The organism is Syntrophobacterales bacterium, from assembly GCA_019429105.1.
Classification (GTDB): Bacteria; Desulfobacterota; Syntrophia; order Syntrophales; family UBA5619; genus DYTH01.
Map to the genome: position 1 here is coordinate 57,500 of JAHYJE010000004.1, position 16,364 is coordinate 73,863.

13 protein-coding genes are annotated in these 16,364 nt (G+C 51.3%); 7 read left to right on the plus strand and 6 right to left on the minus strand.

Translation table 11 applies throughout. The features are described 5' to 3' along the window. Window positions 1-147: 147 nt before the first annotated feature. From K0B01_02370 to K0B01_02395, 6 genes are all read right to left on the minus strand, one after another. Window positions 148-321: a universal stress protein gene (locus K0B01_02370; GenBank protein MBW6484984.1), complete on the minus strand. Its 174-nt coding sequence runs from the start codon at window positions 319-321 to the stop codon at window positions 148-150. Between the two features lie 95 nt (window positions 322-416). Further along, the gene (locus K0B01_02375; protein ID MBW6484985.1) at window positions 417-1,739 is read right to left on the minus strand and encodes a TRAP transporter large permease subunit; all 1,323 of its coding nucleotides are present in this window, start codon (window positions 1,737-1,739) and stop codon (window positions 417-419) included. Continuing rightward, window positions 1,736-2,257 carry a TRAP transporter small permease subunit gene (locus K0B01_02380; protein ID MBW6484986.1) on the minus strand — a complete coding sequence of 174 codons (522 nt, stop codon included), beginning with the start codon at window positions 2,255-2,257 and terminating at the stop codon, window positions 1,736-1,738. Before K0B01_02380 ends, K0B01_02375 begins: the two co-directional genes overlap by 4 nt. Window positions 2,258-2,372: 115 nt before the next feature. Further along, window positions 2,373-3,437 (minus strand): TRAP transporter substrate-binding protein DctP, encoded by a 1,065-nt coding sequence (gene dctP, locus K0B01_02385; GenBank protein ID MBW6484987.1) that lies wholly within the window; start codon window positions 3,435-3,437, stop codon window positions 2,373-2,375. A gap of 337 nt (window positions 3,438-3,774) precedes the next feature. Then, window positions 3,775-3,957 (minus strand): iron-containing alcohol dehydrogenase, encoded by a 183-nt coding sequence (locus tag K0B01_02390; protein MBW6484988.1) that lies wholly within the window; start codon window positions 3,955-3,957, stop codon window positions 3,775-3,777. A gap of 155 nt (window positions 3,958-4,112) precedes the next feature. Then, window positions 4,113-4,958 (minus strand): SDR family oxidoreductase, encoded by an 846-nt coding sequence (locus tag K0B01_02395; protein ID MBW6484989.1) that lies wholly within the window; start codon window positions 4,956-4,958, stop codon window positions 4,113-4,115. A gap of 338 nt (window positions 4,959-5,296) precedes the next feature. On the opposite strand from K0B01_02395, the gene K0B01_02400 reads away from it, so the two are divergent. From K0B01_02400 to K0B01_02430, 7 genes are all read left to right on the plus strand, one after another. Continuing rightward, window positions 5,297-6,793 carry a sigma 54-interacting transcriptional regulator gene (locus K0B01_02400; protein MBW6484990.1) on the plus strand — a complete coding sequence of 499 codons (1,497 nt, stop codon included), beginning with the start codon at window positions 5,297-5,299 and terminating at the stop codon, window positions 6,791-6,793. A 29-nt stretch (window positions 6,794-6,822) separates the two neighbouring features. Next, a complete protein-coding gene (locus tag K0B01_02405; GenBank protein ID MBW6484991.1) occupies window positions 6,823-6,984 on the plus strand; it encodes a helix-turn-helix domain-containing protein in 162 nt (53 codons plus the stop codon). A 163-nt stretch (window positions 6,985-7,147) separates the two neighbouring features. Beyond that, window positions 7,148-8,143 carry a winged helix-turn-helix transcriptional regulator gene (locus K0B01_02410; protein ID MBW6484992.1) on the plus strand — a complete coding sequence of 332 codons (996 nt, stop codon included), beginning with the start codon at window positions 7,148-7,150 and terminating at the stop codon, window positions 8,141-8,143. Then, window positions 8,136-8,354 (plus strand): hypothetical protein, encoded by a 219-nt coding sequence (locus tag K0B01_02415; protein MBW6484993.1) that lies wholly within the window; start codon window positions 8,136-8,138, stop codon window positions 8,352-8,354. Before K0B01_02410 ends, K0B01_02415 begins: the two co-directional genes overlap by 8 nt. Window positions 8,355-8,652: 298 nt before the next feature. After that, on the plus strand, window positions 8,653-9,882 hold the full coding sequence (rpsA, locus tag K0B01_02420) for a 30S ribosomal protein S1 (protein ID MBW6484994.1): 1,230 nt from the start codon (window positions 8,653-8,655) through the stop codon (window positions 9,880-9,882). Then, window positions 9,875-11,884: an excinuclease ABC subunit UvrC gene (gene uvrC, locus K0B01_02425; GenBank protein ID MBW6484995.1), complete on the plus strand. Its 2,010-nt coding sequence runs from the start codon at window positions 9,875-9,877 to the stop codon at window positions 11,882-11,884. Before rpsA ends, uvrC begins: the two co-directional genes overlap by 8 nt. A gap of 167 nt (window positions 11,885-12,051) precedes the next feature. Continuing rightward, window positions 12,052-16,350 carry an AAA family ATPase gene (locus K0B01_02430; GenBank protein MBW6484996.1) on the plus strand — a complete coding sequence of 1,433 codons (4,299 nt, stop codon included), beginning with the start codon at window positions 12,052-12,054 and terminating at the stop codon, window positions 16,348-16,350. Window positions 16,351-16,364 lie beyond the last annotated feature (14 nt).

Genomic DNA, 16,364 nt, shown 5'->3' on the forward strand with positions numbered 1-16,364 from the left:
AATATTCCCCGAGCTACCCAGAGCAGTTGACTGATGCAGACGTTCGCGGACTTGAAGTAACGATCCTCCGGAATCAACACATCCTTCTTCCGGATCACCGGTTCCCGCAGGTCACTTTCCCCTTCATGATCATCCCTTTGAAATCGGCTAAATTTCTCCCAAGCTAATGTCGGTTTCTCCCTTCGGCAGTGGAATGATATAAACCGGCTTGCGTATCCGGCGGAGAACCTTTTCGGAAACGTTTCCGAGGAAAGCATGGCCGATCGCTCCTTTACCGTGCGACCCCATGATGATTGTGTCGCAGTCGAGTTCATCCGACATGTTCAGAATTTCCGTTGCGGGATCGCCCTGGACGACATGGATTCCGAAAGAACCGCTTGTATCTTTGGAATCATATTCTCTTTACTCCTTTTATCTCAACCGGCAAGTGTTGCTGCCCGCGGGGCCCACATCAGAATGTCGGGAAAAATGGCAAACAGGGTCACTGCCACGAGTATCAGCAGGATAAACGGCACGACGCCCTGATAAATATGATTCAGTGTTATCTCAGGCGGCGCAACCCCCTTAAGATAGAAAATCGTATAGGCAAAGGGAGGCGTCAAAAACGATGTCTGCAGCACGACGATATTCATCAAAGCAAACCAGACAGGATCAAAGCCGAGCTTGACTGCGATGGGCGAAAAGAGCGGCACGGCAATCATCACGATGCCGATCCAGTCCAGAAAACATCCCATAATAACGATAATGACCCACATCGCGATCAGAATGCCCCATTTGCCGAAGGGCAGCGCCAGAACCATCTCCTCAACGATATCGCCGCAGCCCAGCCGCATGAAGACGCTCGTAAAAAACGAGGCCCCGATCACGACCAGGTAAACCATGGCGGATGATTTCGCGGTGGCGAGCGCTGCGTCTTTAATAACCTTCCAGCTCAACGCTTTGTAAGCGGCGGCCATAATGACCGCCGCAAAGGCTCCAAACGCGGCTGCTTCCGTCGGCGCGGCCACCCCAAAAAAGATCGTGCCTAAAACCGCCAGAATGAGTATACACACGGGCGCTACCGAAGTGGCGAGCATCTGCAGCTTTTTCGGTAACGACACCCGGAGGTCTTCATGGATGGCCGGTCCCATTTCGGGCTTAATAAAACAGACAATACCGATGTAAAGAAGATACAAAGCCGACAGAATCACGCCCGGTAGAAAACAGCCGATCAACAAAGCGCCGACGGAAACATTCGCGGTGGGCGCATAGACCAGGATCAGGATACTTGGCGGAATCAAGATGCCCAGGGCACCGCCCGCGCAGACGGAGCCGCAGGCCAACGGTTTGTTGTATTTATATTTCATCATCGCCGGCATCGCCATTATGCCCATCGTGGTTACGGTTGCCCCGACAACTCCTGTCGCTGCGGCAAAGATCGTGGAAGCAGCAACTGTTGACATTGCGAGCCCGCCCCTCAATCCTCCCAGCATAACATACATGGCATCAAAGAGCCTTGTCGCGATTCCCGATTTTTCGATGACGATTCCCATATAAATAAACAGAGGAACGGCAATCAGCGTATTGTCGGAAAGGGCGACATGAATTCGCATCATAAAAACATTGCTGATCTGGGGCCCCACAAAAATAATGCCGAAAATCGTCGCGACGCCGGCCAGTGAAAAACCGATCGGGAATCCCATCAGGATCACTCCGATCAAAAGGGCTAACATCAGAACAGTGATCATTTCTAAACTCATGAGACTTTCAGCTCCTTTCCCTTAATCAGCCGGTAAATCTCCTTGATGAAGACATTGACCCCCTGGAAAACCAACAGGAGAGTGCCGATGAGTATCCAGGTCTTGTAAGGATGGATCGGGGGAAAATAGCCGATAGAGGATCTTTCCAGAATCCTCCAGGATTCTATGACATTCGGCACCATTGCCCAGACAATCATGACCCAGCACAAAAAGAACAGCGTCAGCATAAAAAATACATTCAAGAAAGCCTGCACCTTGACCGGGAACTTTACCAGAATCATGTCCACGCTGACATGTCCGCCCGTCTGCCAGGTATAGGCCATGGCGAAGATCAAGGCGATACTGCAGAGAAAATATGTCGCATCGCTGCTCCATACAGTCGGAGAGTTGAATGCATAGCGCGCAAAGACTTCATAGACGAGCGAGAGAATCAACAAAATAAGGCAATACGATGCAAGCTTGGCGATTTTCTCATTGATGACATCGACAATCTTTATGAATCCAATAACGGTTTTCATAATGACACTCCAAATTTCTCGTTCCTCAAAATAGGACATTGGCCTTTTTGGCCACGCGCCCGGCCGGAAGCAAAGCTCCGACCGGGCAACGCAAGAGGATAGGCATAAAGGAACTTTACTTCCGAACAGGCACCATGAAATGCTCGTATTCCGAAAAGTCCTTCCACATTTTATTTACGGAAGCCCATGTTTTGGTGGTATGGGGTCTGTTGATCTTCTTCACCTCGTCATCAATAAATTTCCAGGCTTTTTTCCGGAACTCTCTCTGGTCGGCGTCCTCAACACGGGTCAAGGTCAAGCCTTTGCTTTTGTAGAATGCCAGCGTTTCTACACCCTTGGTGATATCTTCGGACCACTTCTGGATCGTCATGGCCATCGCGGCCGACTGAATGATGGCTTTGTATTCAGGGGACAACGCATTATATTTTGTTTTATTGAAACCCAGCTCAAAATAGCAGGTCGGCTGATGCATGCCGGGGCCGGCGACATATTTGGTTACTTCATGAAAACCCTGCTGTTTGTTCACGATCGGGGTGGAAAATTCCAGGGCATCCAGAATGCCCTTTTGCAGCGAGGGATACAGATCTACACCGGGCACCATCATGACGGAAACACCCATTGATTTAAGAATTTCCGCCCACCAGCCCGGGGTTCTGTATTTCAGGCCTTTAAAATCTTTGACATTCTTCAGGGGCTTGTTGGACATAGCCAACAATTCCGGGTGAGTTAAGCCGCCGGGAATGACGATGACGTTCATGCCCATTTCATCATACATTTCCTGGAGGAGTTCCTTGCCCCCGCCGGAATACATCCAGGTTACGTACATGGTCGGTTCCAGATGCATGGGAATGGATGCAAAGAAATTTGCCGACGGATGCTTGCCCTGCCAATAACCGGTCCAGCTGTGCCAGCCATCCAGGGTGCCTTTGGAGGTCGCCTCCATATTCTCCATGGCTCCGACGACAGCTCCTGCGGGCAGCACTTTGATAACAAAATTGCCGCCGCTCATGTCACTGACACGTTTGGCAAAATCTTCCGCCATTTCATGAAGCAGCCACCCTTTGGCCCAGGTTGTCTGCATGGTCCAGCGCACTTTCTCCGCCGCTTGCGCGTAACCCCCAAAAATCAAGGAACCCATCAACATCAAGACAAAAATAAAACCGAATATTCTGCTTTTCATCTCTTTCTCCTCCTCCTTTTTTTAGTCGTTCAGTTACGGTTTTCTTCTTCAAGTCTCCCGGCTCCGCCATGGAATTCTAACAGCACGATTACTGCTCCGAAATCTGCCGGCGAAAACTCCGATAAACTTCCTCGTACGTATCTTTTCTCCTGTAAAATACGGTTCTCCTTGTTTTTCAGCAACGCCGTTTGGCGGCTGCCGATTCATTTCGTTTCAAGATTCGGGCAGGATCAGCAGCTTTGGAGCGTCTTGTAATAGAGGGAGACTATCTCCCCGGGCGTGGCTATGCGCGGGTTGTTGCCGGGGCTGCCGCTGGCGATGACGTCCTTTGCCATATCTATCGGGCTGCCCCCAGAGAGTCTGTTACCGGCTTTACCGCGCCTGTCTGCAGCAGGATTTCGTCGGTGACGAGCAGCGCCTTTTTCGCCCCCAGACGGGCAGCCTCGGGCCCGGCCTGTGCGGCGGCGCCATTGCCGAAATGGACTGTGGACGGCATTTGAAAGATTCTGGAATCACTCATGTCACACCTCCGAATGATCGTGATGACCAATTTCTTGAAAGAGGGGTCTTGTTGGCTGCTGGAGTTTTGAAAACCGTTCGCACTTGGCTGCGAACGGCTCTTGTGCAAAAAATTTCCCCGGAAAACGCAACCCCAAAATTACAGCATATCGCCGTTCAGTAGGTCAGCACCATCCCGCCGTCAAAGAGCAGATCGCCGCCGTTGAGATAAGACGCAAAGCGGGAAAAGCCAAGAATGAAAAGGTTCCCGACCTCCGCGGGCGACATCATCTCTTTTACTCGCGATTTTCCCATCATGACATCACGCACTACCTCCTCAGCGGTGATGTGCCTTTGTTCGGCCTGCGCCTGGATCTGGTTCAGGGCGAGTTGCGTCTTTACATAACCGGTGCTGACCGTGAAGGCGCGGATTTTGCCCTCGCCCTCCGCGGCGATGGATTGCGCCAGCGCCCGCAGTCCGAATTTCGTGATGTTGTAAACCGGTTTATTAAGAGTGCAGATGTGGCCATGCACGGAACTCATGTTGCCGATGACGCCCTTTCCGCCCGGATTGTTGTGGAAATAAGGAGTGACCAGCTTGGAGAGATAGAAAGGGGCACGCAGCATGATCGCCAGCATCAGATCGTATTTGGCCATCGGGAAATTTTCGATGGAGTCGATATGCTGGATGCCGGCGATATTGGCGAGGTACCGGATATTGCCGAGCTTTGCCGCTTCCTGGACGGCTCGGTCCATATCGCCGTCACTGGTCAGATCCGTCCTGATGAAGATCATCTGGCCGCCGAGCTGGCGGGCGAGCGACTGGGTCTTCTGTCCGGCCGCCTCATCGACATCGAGGCCGACGGTGATAAGGTTGTTCACCGAGGCGGCGACGGCCGTCGCCCTGCCGATCCCGCTGCCGGCACCGGTTACGATGCAGACGTTCTGCAGACTGAAGTTGCCGTCGTCAATTTTTAGAACATCTTCCTTCCGTATTTCCGGTTCGGTAATGTAAGCATCCATGACATGATCTCCTAATGATCTTAGAAATATATATAAGCCGACACTTTTGGGGGTCGTCTTCCTGGTGGAACTGCTTTTTTAAAGTCCTTAGAATAATCGGCAGCAGATTGTTGCCGTCTATAGAAAAGCAAGATGCATGCCAGCGGTGCGAAGCGGCGCCTTCATAATATATGCTTATTATCTTGGTAAGTTACAAATAAACAAAAGTTTCATTTTTTTGCTTGTTTCCATTTGGCTACATGGTGTAGTATCAATACCGTAGTTGATTGGCTACAGCTTCCCGCAGACTTAACAACAAAAGCGTCTCTGCAATTTTGGAAAAATGAAAGGTTCTTGCCATGAAAGCGAAGCTTAATGTCCACAAAGCGGAGCTTGATGTCCACAAAGCAAAGCTTAATGTTCACAAAGCGCAGCTTGATGTCCACAAAGCGGAGCTTGATGATTCCAGCAAAGCTGTCTCGTCAAGGCAAAACGGCCGCACCCCGCTGGAGCAAATCAGGTTTCTGGAGCTGATAATGGACAATATTCACAACGGCGTCGTTGTTACGGATGCCGAGGGCTACATTATCTACTTCAATAGTCCCTACGGCAGGTTTCTGGGCGTTGATCCGGCCGCCCAGATCGGCCGACACATAACCGAGGTTATCGAGAATACCCGGATGCATATCGTGGCCAAAACGGGGATAGCGGAGATAAACGAGCCCCATTCTATCAATGGACAAACAATGGTGGTTCAGCGCATCCCGATCAAACAGGATGGCAAGGTTGTCGCGACCTTTGGGCAGGTCATGTTCAAACATGCAAGCGATGTCGGCAAACTCGCCAGAGAACTGGATTTCCTCCAGTCAAAATTGAAACTTTATGAAGAAGAATTGCTCAGTCTGAGGGCGGAGCGCTACACCTTTGACAGCATTCTCGGCACTAACCCGGTTATCGCCGGGCTGAAAAAAGAGGCGCTGCGGGCGGCAGAGACAAGTTTCCCGGTCCTGATCAGCGGGGAGTCGGGTACCGGGAAAGAGATGTTCTCGCAGGCGATTCACAATGCAAGTCCCCGCAGACTTCATCCGTTTATTCGAATAAATTGCGCCTCGATCCCCCGGGAATTGTTCGAGTCTGAACTCTTCGGATACGAAAAAGGGGCCTTCACCGGCGCCAGCGCCTCGGGGAAGCACGGCAAGTTCGAGTTGGCTGGCAAAGGAACAGTTTTTCTTGACGAAATCGGCGATCTGCCCCTGGAAATGCAGCCGAAAATCCTGCGGGTGCTGGAGGAAAAGGAATTGGAGCGCATTGGCGGGACAACTCCGATAAAACTTGATTTTCGTCTCATCGCTGCCAGCAACCAGCCTCTGGAGGAAATGGTAGCCGCCGGGAGATTTCGCAAAGACCTCTATTACCGTCTGAACGTCATTCGTCTGAATATCCCGCCGCTCCGGGAACGCAGGGAAGACATTATCGCAATCGCCGAAGACGTTCTCGAACGGATGGCCGAAGAGCTTCCCTTCCGGGAGACAAAGATCCATCCGGATGCGGCGGCGATATTCCTCGAATATGACTGGCCCGGCAATGTCCGGGAGCTGATTAACGTTCTGAGTCACGTGAGCTGCCAACTGGAGCGGGACATCATCATGCCTTACGATCTTCCCCTGTCCATGCGCGGGGGAAGGAGTGTCGCCAGAGCCGCCGCCTCTTCCCTCGATACCGCCATCGGCACTGCCGGAAAGGACGCTGTAATCCGGGCCTTGAAGGCAGCGGGGGGCAACAAGACCGCTGCTGCCGCTGTGCTGGGCATCCACCGGACGCAGCTCTACAAAAAAATGAAAAAGTACGGACTATGAGCAAACCGTACTCTACGCTGAGGCAGAAAATGAAACCGGCGGCACAAGTAAAAGCGGCTGAGAAGACAAAGGCCCTACTTAATGCAATGCCTTTGCAGGAATTGCGACATGCCCGGCATTTAAGCCAGGAACAACTGGCACAGACATTATCTGTCAAGCAAGCTGCTGTATCAAAGATGGTATTCATATAGATGCCGACTCATTTCCCTGAATATTTTTCGATATGCCTTACGTTTCATAGTGGTATTCATCCGGGAATAGTGATAGTTAAAATGCGCCATATTTAACCATCAGTAGAAATTGCGGGTATATAACCATGCGTGATTGCACTTTGTGATGATTATCGAGACCCCATTGCTTATAGGAGAGCGAGGTTTTTCACGGGGACATGCCTGGAAGCTGCCGGCCAAGGAAATTGCCGCACGCAACTATAACCTGGACTGCAAAAATCCCCACGAGGTGGTCGTGAATCACCGCTATCCGGAAGTGCTGATGCAGGAGTATCTGGAGATCGCCAGGCAACTTGCAGCCGCGCAAACCGCCTTGAAACAGGAACTGATGCAGGTCGCAAAGTACGCCGACACGACGCGCGTCAATCTGATCGAAAATCGGGATTTCGGCAAATGTTCTCTCGTCAAGGCCTTGAAAGGCATTCTGGATCGCATGGCGGTGGAAAACACCATCTTCACGAAGATCGGGTATCCCCTGCGAAAAGAACAAGAGATGATCGATTCGACGGCCATGCGCGAGGCGGTGGTGAATGCCGTTGTCCATAACGATTACTCCTACGGCGGTGCACCCAAGTTTGAATTCTTTTCGGACAGGCTGGAAATAACCTCTATGGGTGGTCTGCCCTATGGCGTGGATTCGGAAGATTTTTTCAGCGGGTTTTCCGTGCCACGAAACAAAGAGATCATGCGGGTTTCCCGAGATCTGGAGATTGTCGAGCAGTTGGGTTCGGGTATCCCTCGTATCCTGAAAACTTATGGAAGAGAGGCCTTTGAGATTCGCAAGAGCCTCCTGCGGGTGGTCTTCCATTACACAATACCCGTTTCCAGGGTGAAAAACACAAGTCAACAAGCTGTTATACCTGAGAAGGCGTCGGGGAAAACGTTGGTAGATGGGTTGGTAGCAAGGTTGGCAGATGGGTTGGCGGAAAGCCAGCGCCTGATGCTTGAACTCATTGCCGAGAATCCGCGTATTTCCAAAAGGGCGATGGCGGAAAAAATCGGCATCAGCACCACAGCCATCGATAAAAATATAGCGGCATTGAAAACGAAAGGCCTGCTCACGCGCATCGGCTCTAACAAAAGCGGTCACTGGAAGGTGGTGGCTGATCGCCATGAATAAGCCTTCCTCTGCCATGCAATTACTGGAAAAGCACTTTGATACCGCCTTTGCCGCGCCCGAGGGCATCAAAAAACTGCGCGAACTGATCCTATCCTCCGGGAAAGCGACTTTTCCACAAGTTGTGCGATTTGTTTTTCTATTGAGCCAATTGCAAAACCATTGGTCATTCCCGAATGTCTCTATCGGGAATATGGTTTTTTCAAGCAGTTAGAACCAGATTCCCGCTCAGAATCGTTGCGGGAATGACAAGAATGGGGAGTTTTGCAATTGCCTCTATTGATTCGTCTAAACGAGGCACTAAAACTTGTCCGGCATCACGAGGGGCGAGGTGGCCATTTGTTGAGCCTGTGATCCAGAGGAAGAATTGCAACTGCCCAACCTTATGGTACAGAGCAGCCGATCCGGCAAAACTTGACAATGTTTGAAATTTACCTGTTTGAAATTTACATTGACAAGGACGTTGCGAACGGGGCAATATGCCCGGACTTTTTGAGGGCGAGGAGAGGATAATGGCGGAAATAGAGCAGAATGATAATATGGATACCGAAGACGTAGGCGGGGAGAAGAGTTTTGCCGAGCTTTTCAATGAAAGCGGCGCCATCCAGGGGCGTTTTGCCCCCGGGGAGCGCGTGGACGCGGTGGTGGTAAAAATTACCCCGGAATGGGTTTTTATCGACATCGGCGGGAAAAACGAGGGCTATCTGGACATCAAGGAATTCCTTGACGCCGACGGGAATGTCGCGATCAAGGAAGGGGCTACCGTCCGGGCCTACTTTCTCTACTCCAAAAATAACGAGAAGCTCTTTTCGACCAAGATAGGCAAGGGCGATGCGGGGCGGGCCTTTCTCGAAGACGCGGCGCAAAGCGGCATGCCCGTGGAGGGCTTGGTCGAAAAAGAGGTCAAGGGCGGCTTTGATGTCCGCATTGCCGGTGACGTCCGCGCCTTTTGTCCCTTTTCCCAGACTGGGCTTTTCCGCGTTGACACGCCTGCCGATCTTGTCGGCCAGCGTTTGAGTTTCCGAATCATCGAATATGCCGAAAACGGTCGGAACATCATTGTTTCCCGCCGGGCGCTGCTCGAAGAGGAGCGGGCAAAAAACAAGGACCTCCTGAAGGAGTCGCTCCGCGAGGGGGCGCTGGTCAACGGAACGGTGGTTTCGTTGCAGAAATACGGCGCCTTTGTCGATATCGGCGGCGTGCAGGCGCTGCTCCCCATCTCCGAGATTGCCTGGGGGCATGTTGACGACATAGCCGAAAAGCTGGTCGTTGGCCAGCAGATCGAGGCGTCGGTACTGAAGATGGATTGGGAAAACGACAGGATTTCCCTCAGTCTCAAGTCGATCCTGCCCGATCCGTGGGAGCAGGCGGAGCGGGACTTCCCGATTGGGATGACCACGACCGGGACGGTGGCGCGACTTACCAAGTTCGGGGCATTCGTAACGCTTTCGCCCGGGGTGGACGGCCTCGTGCATATTTCCCGGATTGGGCGCGGCAAGCGGATATCCCATCCTTCCGAGGTATTGAAAGAAGGGCAGGCCCTGGAAGTCAGGGTAGAAAAAATTGATCGGGAAGCCAAGCGGATATCCCTTGTCCCGGCCGACGAGGTTGCCGAAAGCGCGGGAGACTACAAAAAGGAGGAACCGGATGATTTCCGAAAGTATCTGGTCAAGGACTCCGGGGCCTTAGGCTCACTTGGCGACCTGCTGCAGAAAAAACTGGGCGCAAAAAAGGGTGCCTGAAAGTCGACGTGACGATATGCCGTCAGCTGCCGCTCTGGAGATAAAGGTAAAAAATGCCCCCCGTTCGCCGGGCGTCTATCTCATGAAGGATGAGAAGGGGGCGGTAATATATGTCGGGAAGGCCCGGGATCTGAGGATGCGGATCCGCGCCTACTTCTCGCAAACCGACGCGCGGGCGATGATCCCGTTTCTGGTATCCCGGATCAGGGATATCGAATTCATCCTCACCCAGACGGAAAAAGAGGCCCTCATCCTTGAGAATAATGTAATCAAGGAGCATCGCCCTCGCTACAACGTCAATCTTCGCGACGACAAATCGTATTACAATATCCGGATTTATCCCACCGAAGCGTTCCCCCGCTTTCAATTAGTGCGCCGCTCCAAAAAAGACGGCGCCCGTTATTTTGGCCCCTATCCCTCCGGCGGCGCCGCGCGGGAGACGATCCAATTTTTGCAGTCAATTCTGCCTCTCAGGAGCTGTCGGGACCGGGAGCTGAAGATGCGTCGGCGTCCCTGCCTCGAATACGAGATCGGCCGCTGCAGCGCCCCCTGTGTGGGCCTGATCGAGCGCGAGGAATACCATCGCCTGGTGAAAGACGGCATGGCTTTTCTTGAAGGCCGGGCGAAATCCCTCATGGGCGAGCTGCGCACCCGGATGAACGATCTGGCGGAGGGGCTGCATTTCGAGAAAGCGGCAGTTCTGCGGGATCGCATCGCGGCGCTCAATGAGACCCTCGAAAAACAGCGAATGGTCTCCATGGCGGGTCGCAACCGGGATGTATTTGGGCTCTGTCGGGAGGATAATCTGACGCAGGTTGTCCTGCTCTTTGTTCGCGAAGGACGGATGACCGGCAGAAAGACCTTCCCGGTTATACGCCTGCGCGCCGAGACCGGCGAGATAGTTTCTTCATTGCTTACGCAGTACTACGACGGTGCGGTTGAAATCCCCGACGAGATAATGCTGCCTGTGGCGCTCGAAGACGGGGATGTGCTGTCCGAATGGCTCTCTGAAAAGAAGGGGAGAGGGGTGGCGGTTCTTTGCCCGCAGCGGGGAGAGGCGCTGGCCCTGCTCGGAATCGCCGCCAAGAATGCCGAAAGCGCTTTGAAAACAGCGCGGCTGGCCGACGATAAAGCGGAGCTTAATGTTCATAATTCCGAAGAGGCGCTGCGGCTCCTTGCCGAGAAATTAGCACTTTTAAAAATACCAAGGCATATTGAATGCTTCGACATTTCCAACATCAGCGGGCAATATGCCGTCGGTTCGCTGGTCGCCTTTGCCGACGGAGTGCCGGACAAGAAAAACTACCGTCGTTTCCGGATTCGCACCGTATCGGGCGCCGATGACTTCGCGATGATGTACGAAGTGCTCAGCCGCCGTTATCAAAAAAAGGAGCGGCTGCCCGAGCTGATAGTCGTGGATGGCGGAAAGGGACAGTTAGGCGTTGCCGTTGCGGTGTTGAAGGATCTGCAAATCGGGGGGGTGGAGCTGATCGGCCTGGCCAAGGAACGCGACGAAGCGCCTTCCGGCATCTTTCGGCACACAAACAGGACCGGGAAGTCCGCCGCAGATTTGCCCGTGGAAAGCGCGAAAGCGGGAGAGAGCAATAAGCAGGGACAAGGTCGCGTTTTTGCCGCCGCCCGCCGCAATGAATCTCCTGGAAAAAGCGAGGATCGCGTCTTTCTTCCGGGACGTAAGGACCCAATCTATCTCTCCCGCTGGCCGGCCGCCCTTTTTCTGCTCCAGCGGATTCGCGACGAGGCGCACCGCTTTGCCATCACCTATCACAGAAAGCTCAGGCAGAAAGGCGAATTGCAATCGCTGCTGGATAAAATTCCCGGCATCGGCCCCGCACGCAAAAAGGCGCTGCTCGTCTATTTTGGCGATCTCGGAAAAATCCGGCAGGCGTCGGTGGAAGACTTGCTGCGCGTCAAAGGCATCAGTGAAAATGTCGCCCGCCAGATCCTCGCCGTTCTCGACGGCGACCGGGAACCTGGTGGTTGACTTCTTTTTTGTTGTAATGTTTCTAATAATTTGTAATATGCCTTGCGGTCAGTAAATTATTCAAAGAAGAAAAAAAATATTTCAGCGCCGGTTCTGTGCACGGCCATTGTCAGCGGTGCAGATCTGATGATTGATGCGGATATTTTGTTGAGGAGATATCTATAGCTATGAAAAAGCTGCCGAAGGAAATTCTCAACTACTTTGCCACCTTCACCGAAACCCGGTTTAATTTCCGGCGGCTCATCAATTATAAATGGACGAACAATGAACTGACGCTCGATCTCTCGCTTTTCCCGACATTTCAGACACGGCTACTTCAAAAAATCAAAACCGGCGACCTCTCGCCTGTTACCATAAAGCAAAATGAATATACCATTGTGATCAGCAAGGAAGTACTCCAGCTTGACGTCGAAGCTCTGCTGCAAAACAAAGTCAATAAATCCTATTTGGACAAATGTTTGACCGACGAATACGCCCTGATTGCCCAAAACAAGGCTTTCATTGCAGATCAGAGGTGCGAAATCGTGCCGGAAGAAGATGATCCGGCTGGGCATGAATTACTGACACGGCAAAAATCACTCGCGTTGAAAGAAGGACTGAGGACCTATAATCTTGCCCTGCGGCGTGAGTTTGAAAAGACCTTAAACAAGTTGCATGAAAAAGTTGTTGAGCAAAAGAAAGATGAACTCAATATTGAACATGTACCGTCGTCCATATTCGGCGGGACCAATTATGTGAATCAGAAATTTGAACAGATCAAAGCCATCGGCAATAATTTCACAGACAGCAATAGTTACATTCAGTCGCTTTTGGAATATTTCAGGAAATCCATTGACGATATTGTCATCTACGACCTCTACTACAATCTTCAGAAGTATGCCGATTTTACCAAACTGGGCACGCTGTACCTGTTCTTTCACATGCTCGTGGACAATGGCGAGGCGTATCCTTTGTATTTTATTGAAGTTGAATATCGGACGTCCAGTTCGGAAGTCACCTTATCCTTTCCCCGTAACTTGATGCTTTTAAACACGCCGGCCATAAATTACTTTAAATATGACAGCGTGCTGACCATTCCGAGGGCCTCTTCCATTACCGCAATGAACGCATATCTGGGTGCGATGGAAACCTTTATCCAAACTCAATACGGATTCCAAACGCCGTTTATTACGGAGCCGTCTTTTAACCGCATCACGCATGTGGACAATAAATTCCCCGCCATCAAGAATCGAATCGGCTTTCAAACGATTATGAATGAAGATAAGAAACTGCTGGACTACTCCGAGCTCATGACCAAAACGGAAATGAATCCGGAAGGCAAGTTTTCCGATTTCATCGATCAGTATGTCAGAGGGTCCGTTCCCAACCATCAGGAAGAAGTCGATCGAAAATTTCTGGAAAAGTATTCCATTAAAAACCCGGCGCGTTATATTTCCAATAGTCCGCTCCCGCTGAACAATTCGCAGAAACGCATATTGCTTGCGCTGGCGAATGAAAAGAACCACGTGATCGTAGTTGATGGCCCGCCGGGTACGGGAAAATCGCACACCATTGCCGCGCTCACCTATTGGGCCAATGAGAATAATAAATCGGTGGTAATTACGTCGCATAAACAAGAGGCGCTCGATGTCATTGACCGCATGCTGACGGATAAATACAAATCTCTGCACCCGCAGGCCAAACCGTCCATTGTCCGGATGGATAAGGAAACAGGTTCGGCAAACAATCTTCCCAATACCCTGGCAACTTCGGTGCTGGGCGCGGCAAGCACGCGAGCGCTTGATTACAATAAGGAAGCAAACCAAACAGATGCAAAGAGACAGAGTGAACGACTCATCCGCAAGATTGAAGACAAATTAGCACAGTCCGGATGCTATGAGGAAACAATTCAAAAGATCATCCAGTTTGATGATGTCGATCAGAAACTGGCAACAGATGTCCAACTGGCATCCATTCTCTCTGCAATCAAGCCACCGGGGCAGAAAACCGATTTTACCGTCATTCAGGAATTTCTGGATTCCGGCATATTGCCCAAACTAAGCTTCGCGAGTCTTGAGGAATACGCCTATCTTCTGGAGCAGAAAGAAAATATCCCGGCGTTTCTGGAGGCATGTGAAAGACTGCACCGGGTTCCCGAAGCCGATTTACGGATGGAAACGGCGCTTGCGGAAATTCCCCCGAGCTTTTCAGAACTGCTGGCCGATCTCCAGGCGCACTTTAAGGATGATATTCAGCTTTCAGAAATCACCACAAAACACGCAACCGCCGGATTTTTTAAGAAGCTATTGGGCAAAGCGCCCAAAGATGAAACGCTCAAAGCGATGCTCGCCGAGCTTTCCAGTTTGCAGTTTGCCAATGTCGTTGCGGAGATTGCCCGAATCCTGAAAAGAGAAAAAGAAAGCATCACCATCCGCGATCTTGTGGAAGGTGTGGAAAAAATTAGATTCGTTATCTCCATCAAAAAATATAAGGATTTGCTGGAATCTTATCGGGCGCTGCCCGGCAATCCGGACAAAAGCATCGGCGATATTTATGAAGCATTCCGGAAATTGGATGAATTTAAAGACTTGTTAACCCTTGCCCTGTATCAGGCGTTGCAGTCTTCATTCAAGAATTATGGCCCCCTGCTGACTCATTTCGGCATAACGGAAAAAAGCCTGAAAGGACTGGCCAAACTTAAAGGGCTGGATGAAAAGACGAAACACGCCTGGCAATGGATGCAACTGCATTATTTTCTTTCCGGGCAAGCCCGTTTGTCCGCGCTCCATCTGACGGATTTCGACAGCTACTGCCGGCTCAAACAAAAAGAAATTGAAAATCTCAATGATCAGCGCCTGAAAAACCTCAACAACCATCTGGGCGAAATGGCCCGAATCAAGGTGTCCTATGAAGGCGGAAAACGCTTTACGGCGGCAGAAGCCAAAGTGCTGCTGGGCGGAATCTCCTGCATCATTGCGGAACCAGGCACGATCTCCCGGCACTTTCCGATGGAAGAAGGACTGATTGATGTGCTCATCATTGATGAAGCCTCGCAGGTTTCCATTGCCGATTCCATTTCACTGATCCTGCGCGCCAAACAGGTTGTGATTTTCGGCGATGAATACCAGTACGGCGCCGTGAGCGCCACCAACGTCAACGCCCGTTATTCGGCAAGCTATTTCAGTAAAATCATCAGCGCTTTTGCCGATGATTACAACACGACCGTGACGGCGGCCGCCGAGAAGGAACTGGTTGATGAGGTATCACGCAAAATCTCTGCCGACGACCAGATGATCGACATTCCCCTCAAGCCGGAGCCGGGAAAGATTCTCTGGCTGAAAACATTCGACATCCGCACCTCAACCTTGACCTTTGCCAAGGCCATTGCCAACTATACAACGTCGCTCAAGGAACATTTTCGCAGCTTCCCGGAAATCATCAGCTATTCCAACGATCATTTTTACAAAGAAGCGCAGATGGAACTGATTGTCAACCGCATCCGCACCAAGCCCATTGGGGAAGTCTTGCAGTTTATCCATGTCGAAACGCAGGGCAAGGCCGGCCCCAATACCAATCTGGATGAGATAGAAACTATTGCCAACGATATTCAAAAGCGCCTGAAAGAAGGATTCAAAGGCACCATCGGCGTGATCACGTCTTTTAGAGAACAGCAGGCGCGCATGGAGCAGTCTCTCAATGAACGCTTCAACATGGCGGCGCTGAGGCGCGACCATAAACTGGCGATCTGGTTTGTGGGCGATGTGCAGGGCGAGGAGCGCGACATCGTTTATTATTCGTTTGTCGAAGGTAAAAATATTAATAACGCCAACTTAGCGACGATTTACCCCGTGCTGCAAGGCACGGCTGACAGCATCCGCAGCCTGAAAATGCAAAGGCTCAACGTCGGTTTCAGCCGCGCCAAAGACACCATGATCTTTGTGATGAGCCAGCCGCTAGAAAATTTCAGCAATACGCGCCTGGGCGATGCGCTCAAGCACTATGCAAGCACATTGGAACAAAATAAAAAGAATGATTTCTTTATTGAAAACGAGGCGGTCTTTGAATCGCCCATGGAGAAGAAATTATATGCCCTGCTTCTGGAAACCCCCTTTGTGCAGGAGCGCCGCGAGCATATCAAGATCATCCCGCAGTTTGACATCGGCAAATATATTGCAGCCGAGTATAACGCCAGCATACCCAAATACCGCGCCGACTTTCTTTTGACCTATGCCAAAGGCGGCAAGGAAGAAACGCTGATTCTGGAATATGACGGTCTGGAATATCATTTCCAAAATCCGCGCGACGTCAACAACCTCAACTTTTCCCAAAGCTATCTGGATTACGACACGCAAAGACAAATGGAGCTGGAAAGCTACGGTTACCGGTTCCTTCGAATCAATAAATTCAACCTGCGGCCGCAAATGCCGGGGCAGACGGAAGTGGATGTGTTGGATCAGTTATTGAAGGAGAGTTTTACCAGTCATTAGTAAGCATACGATTA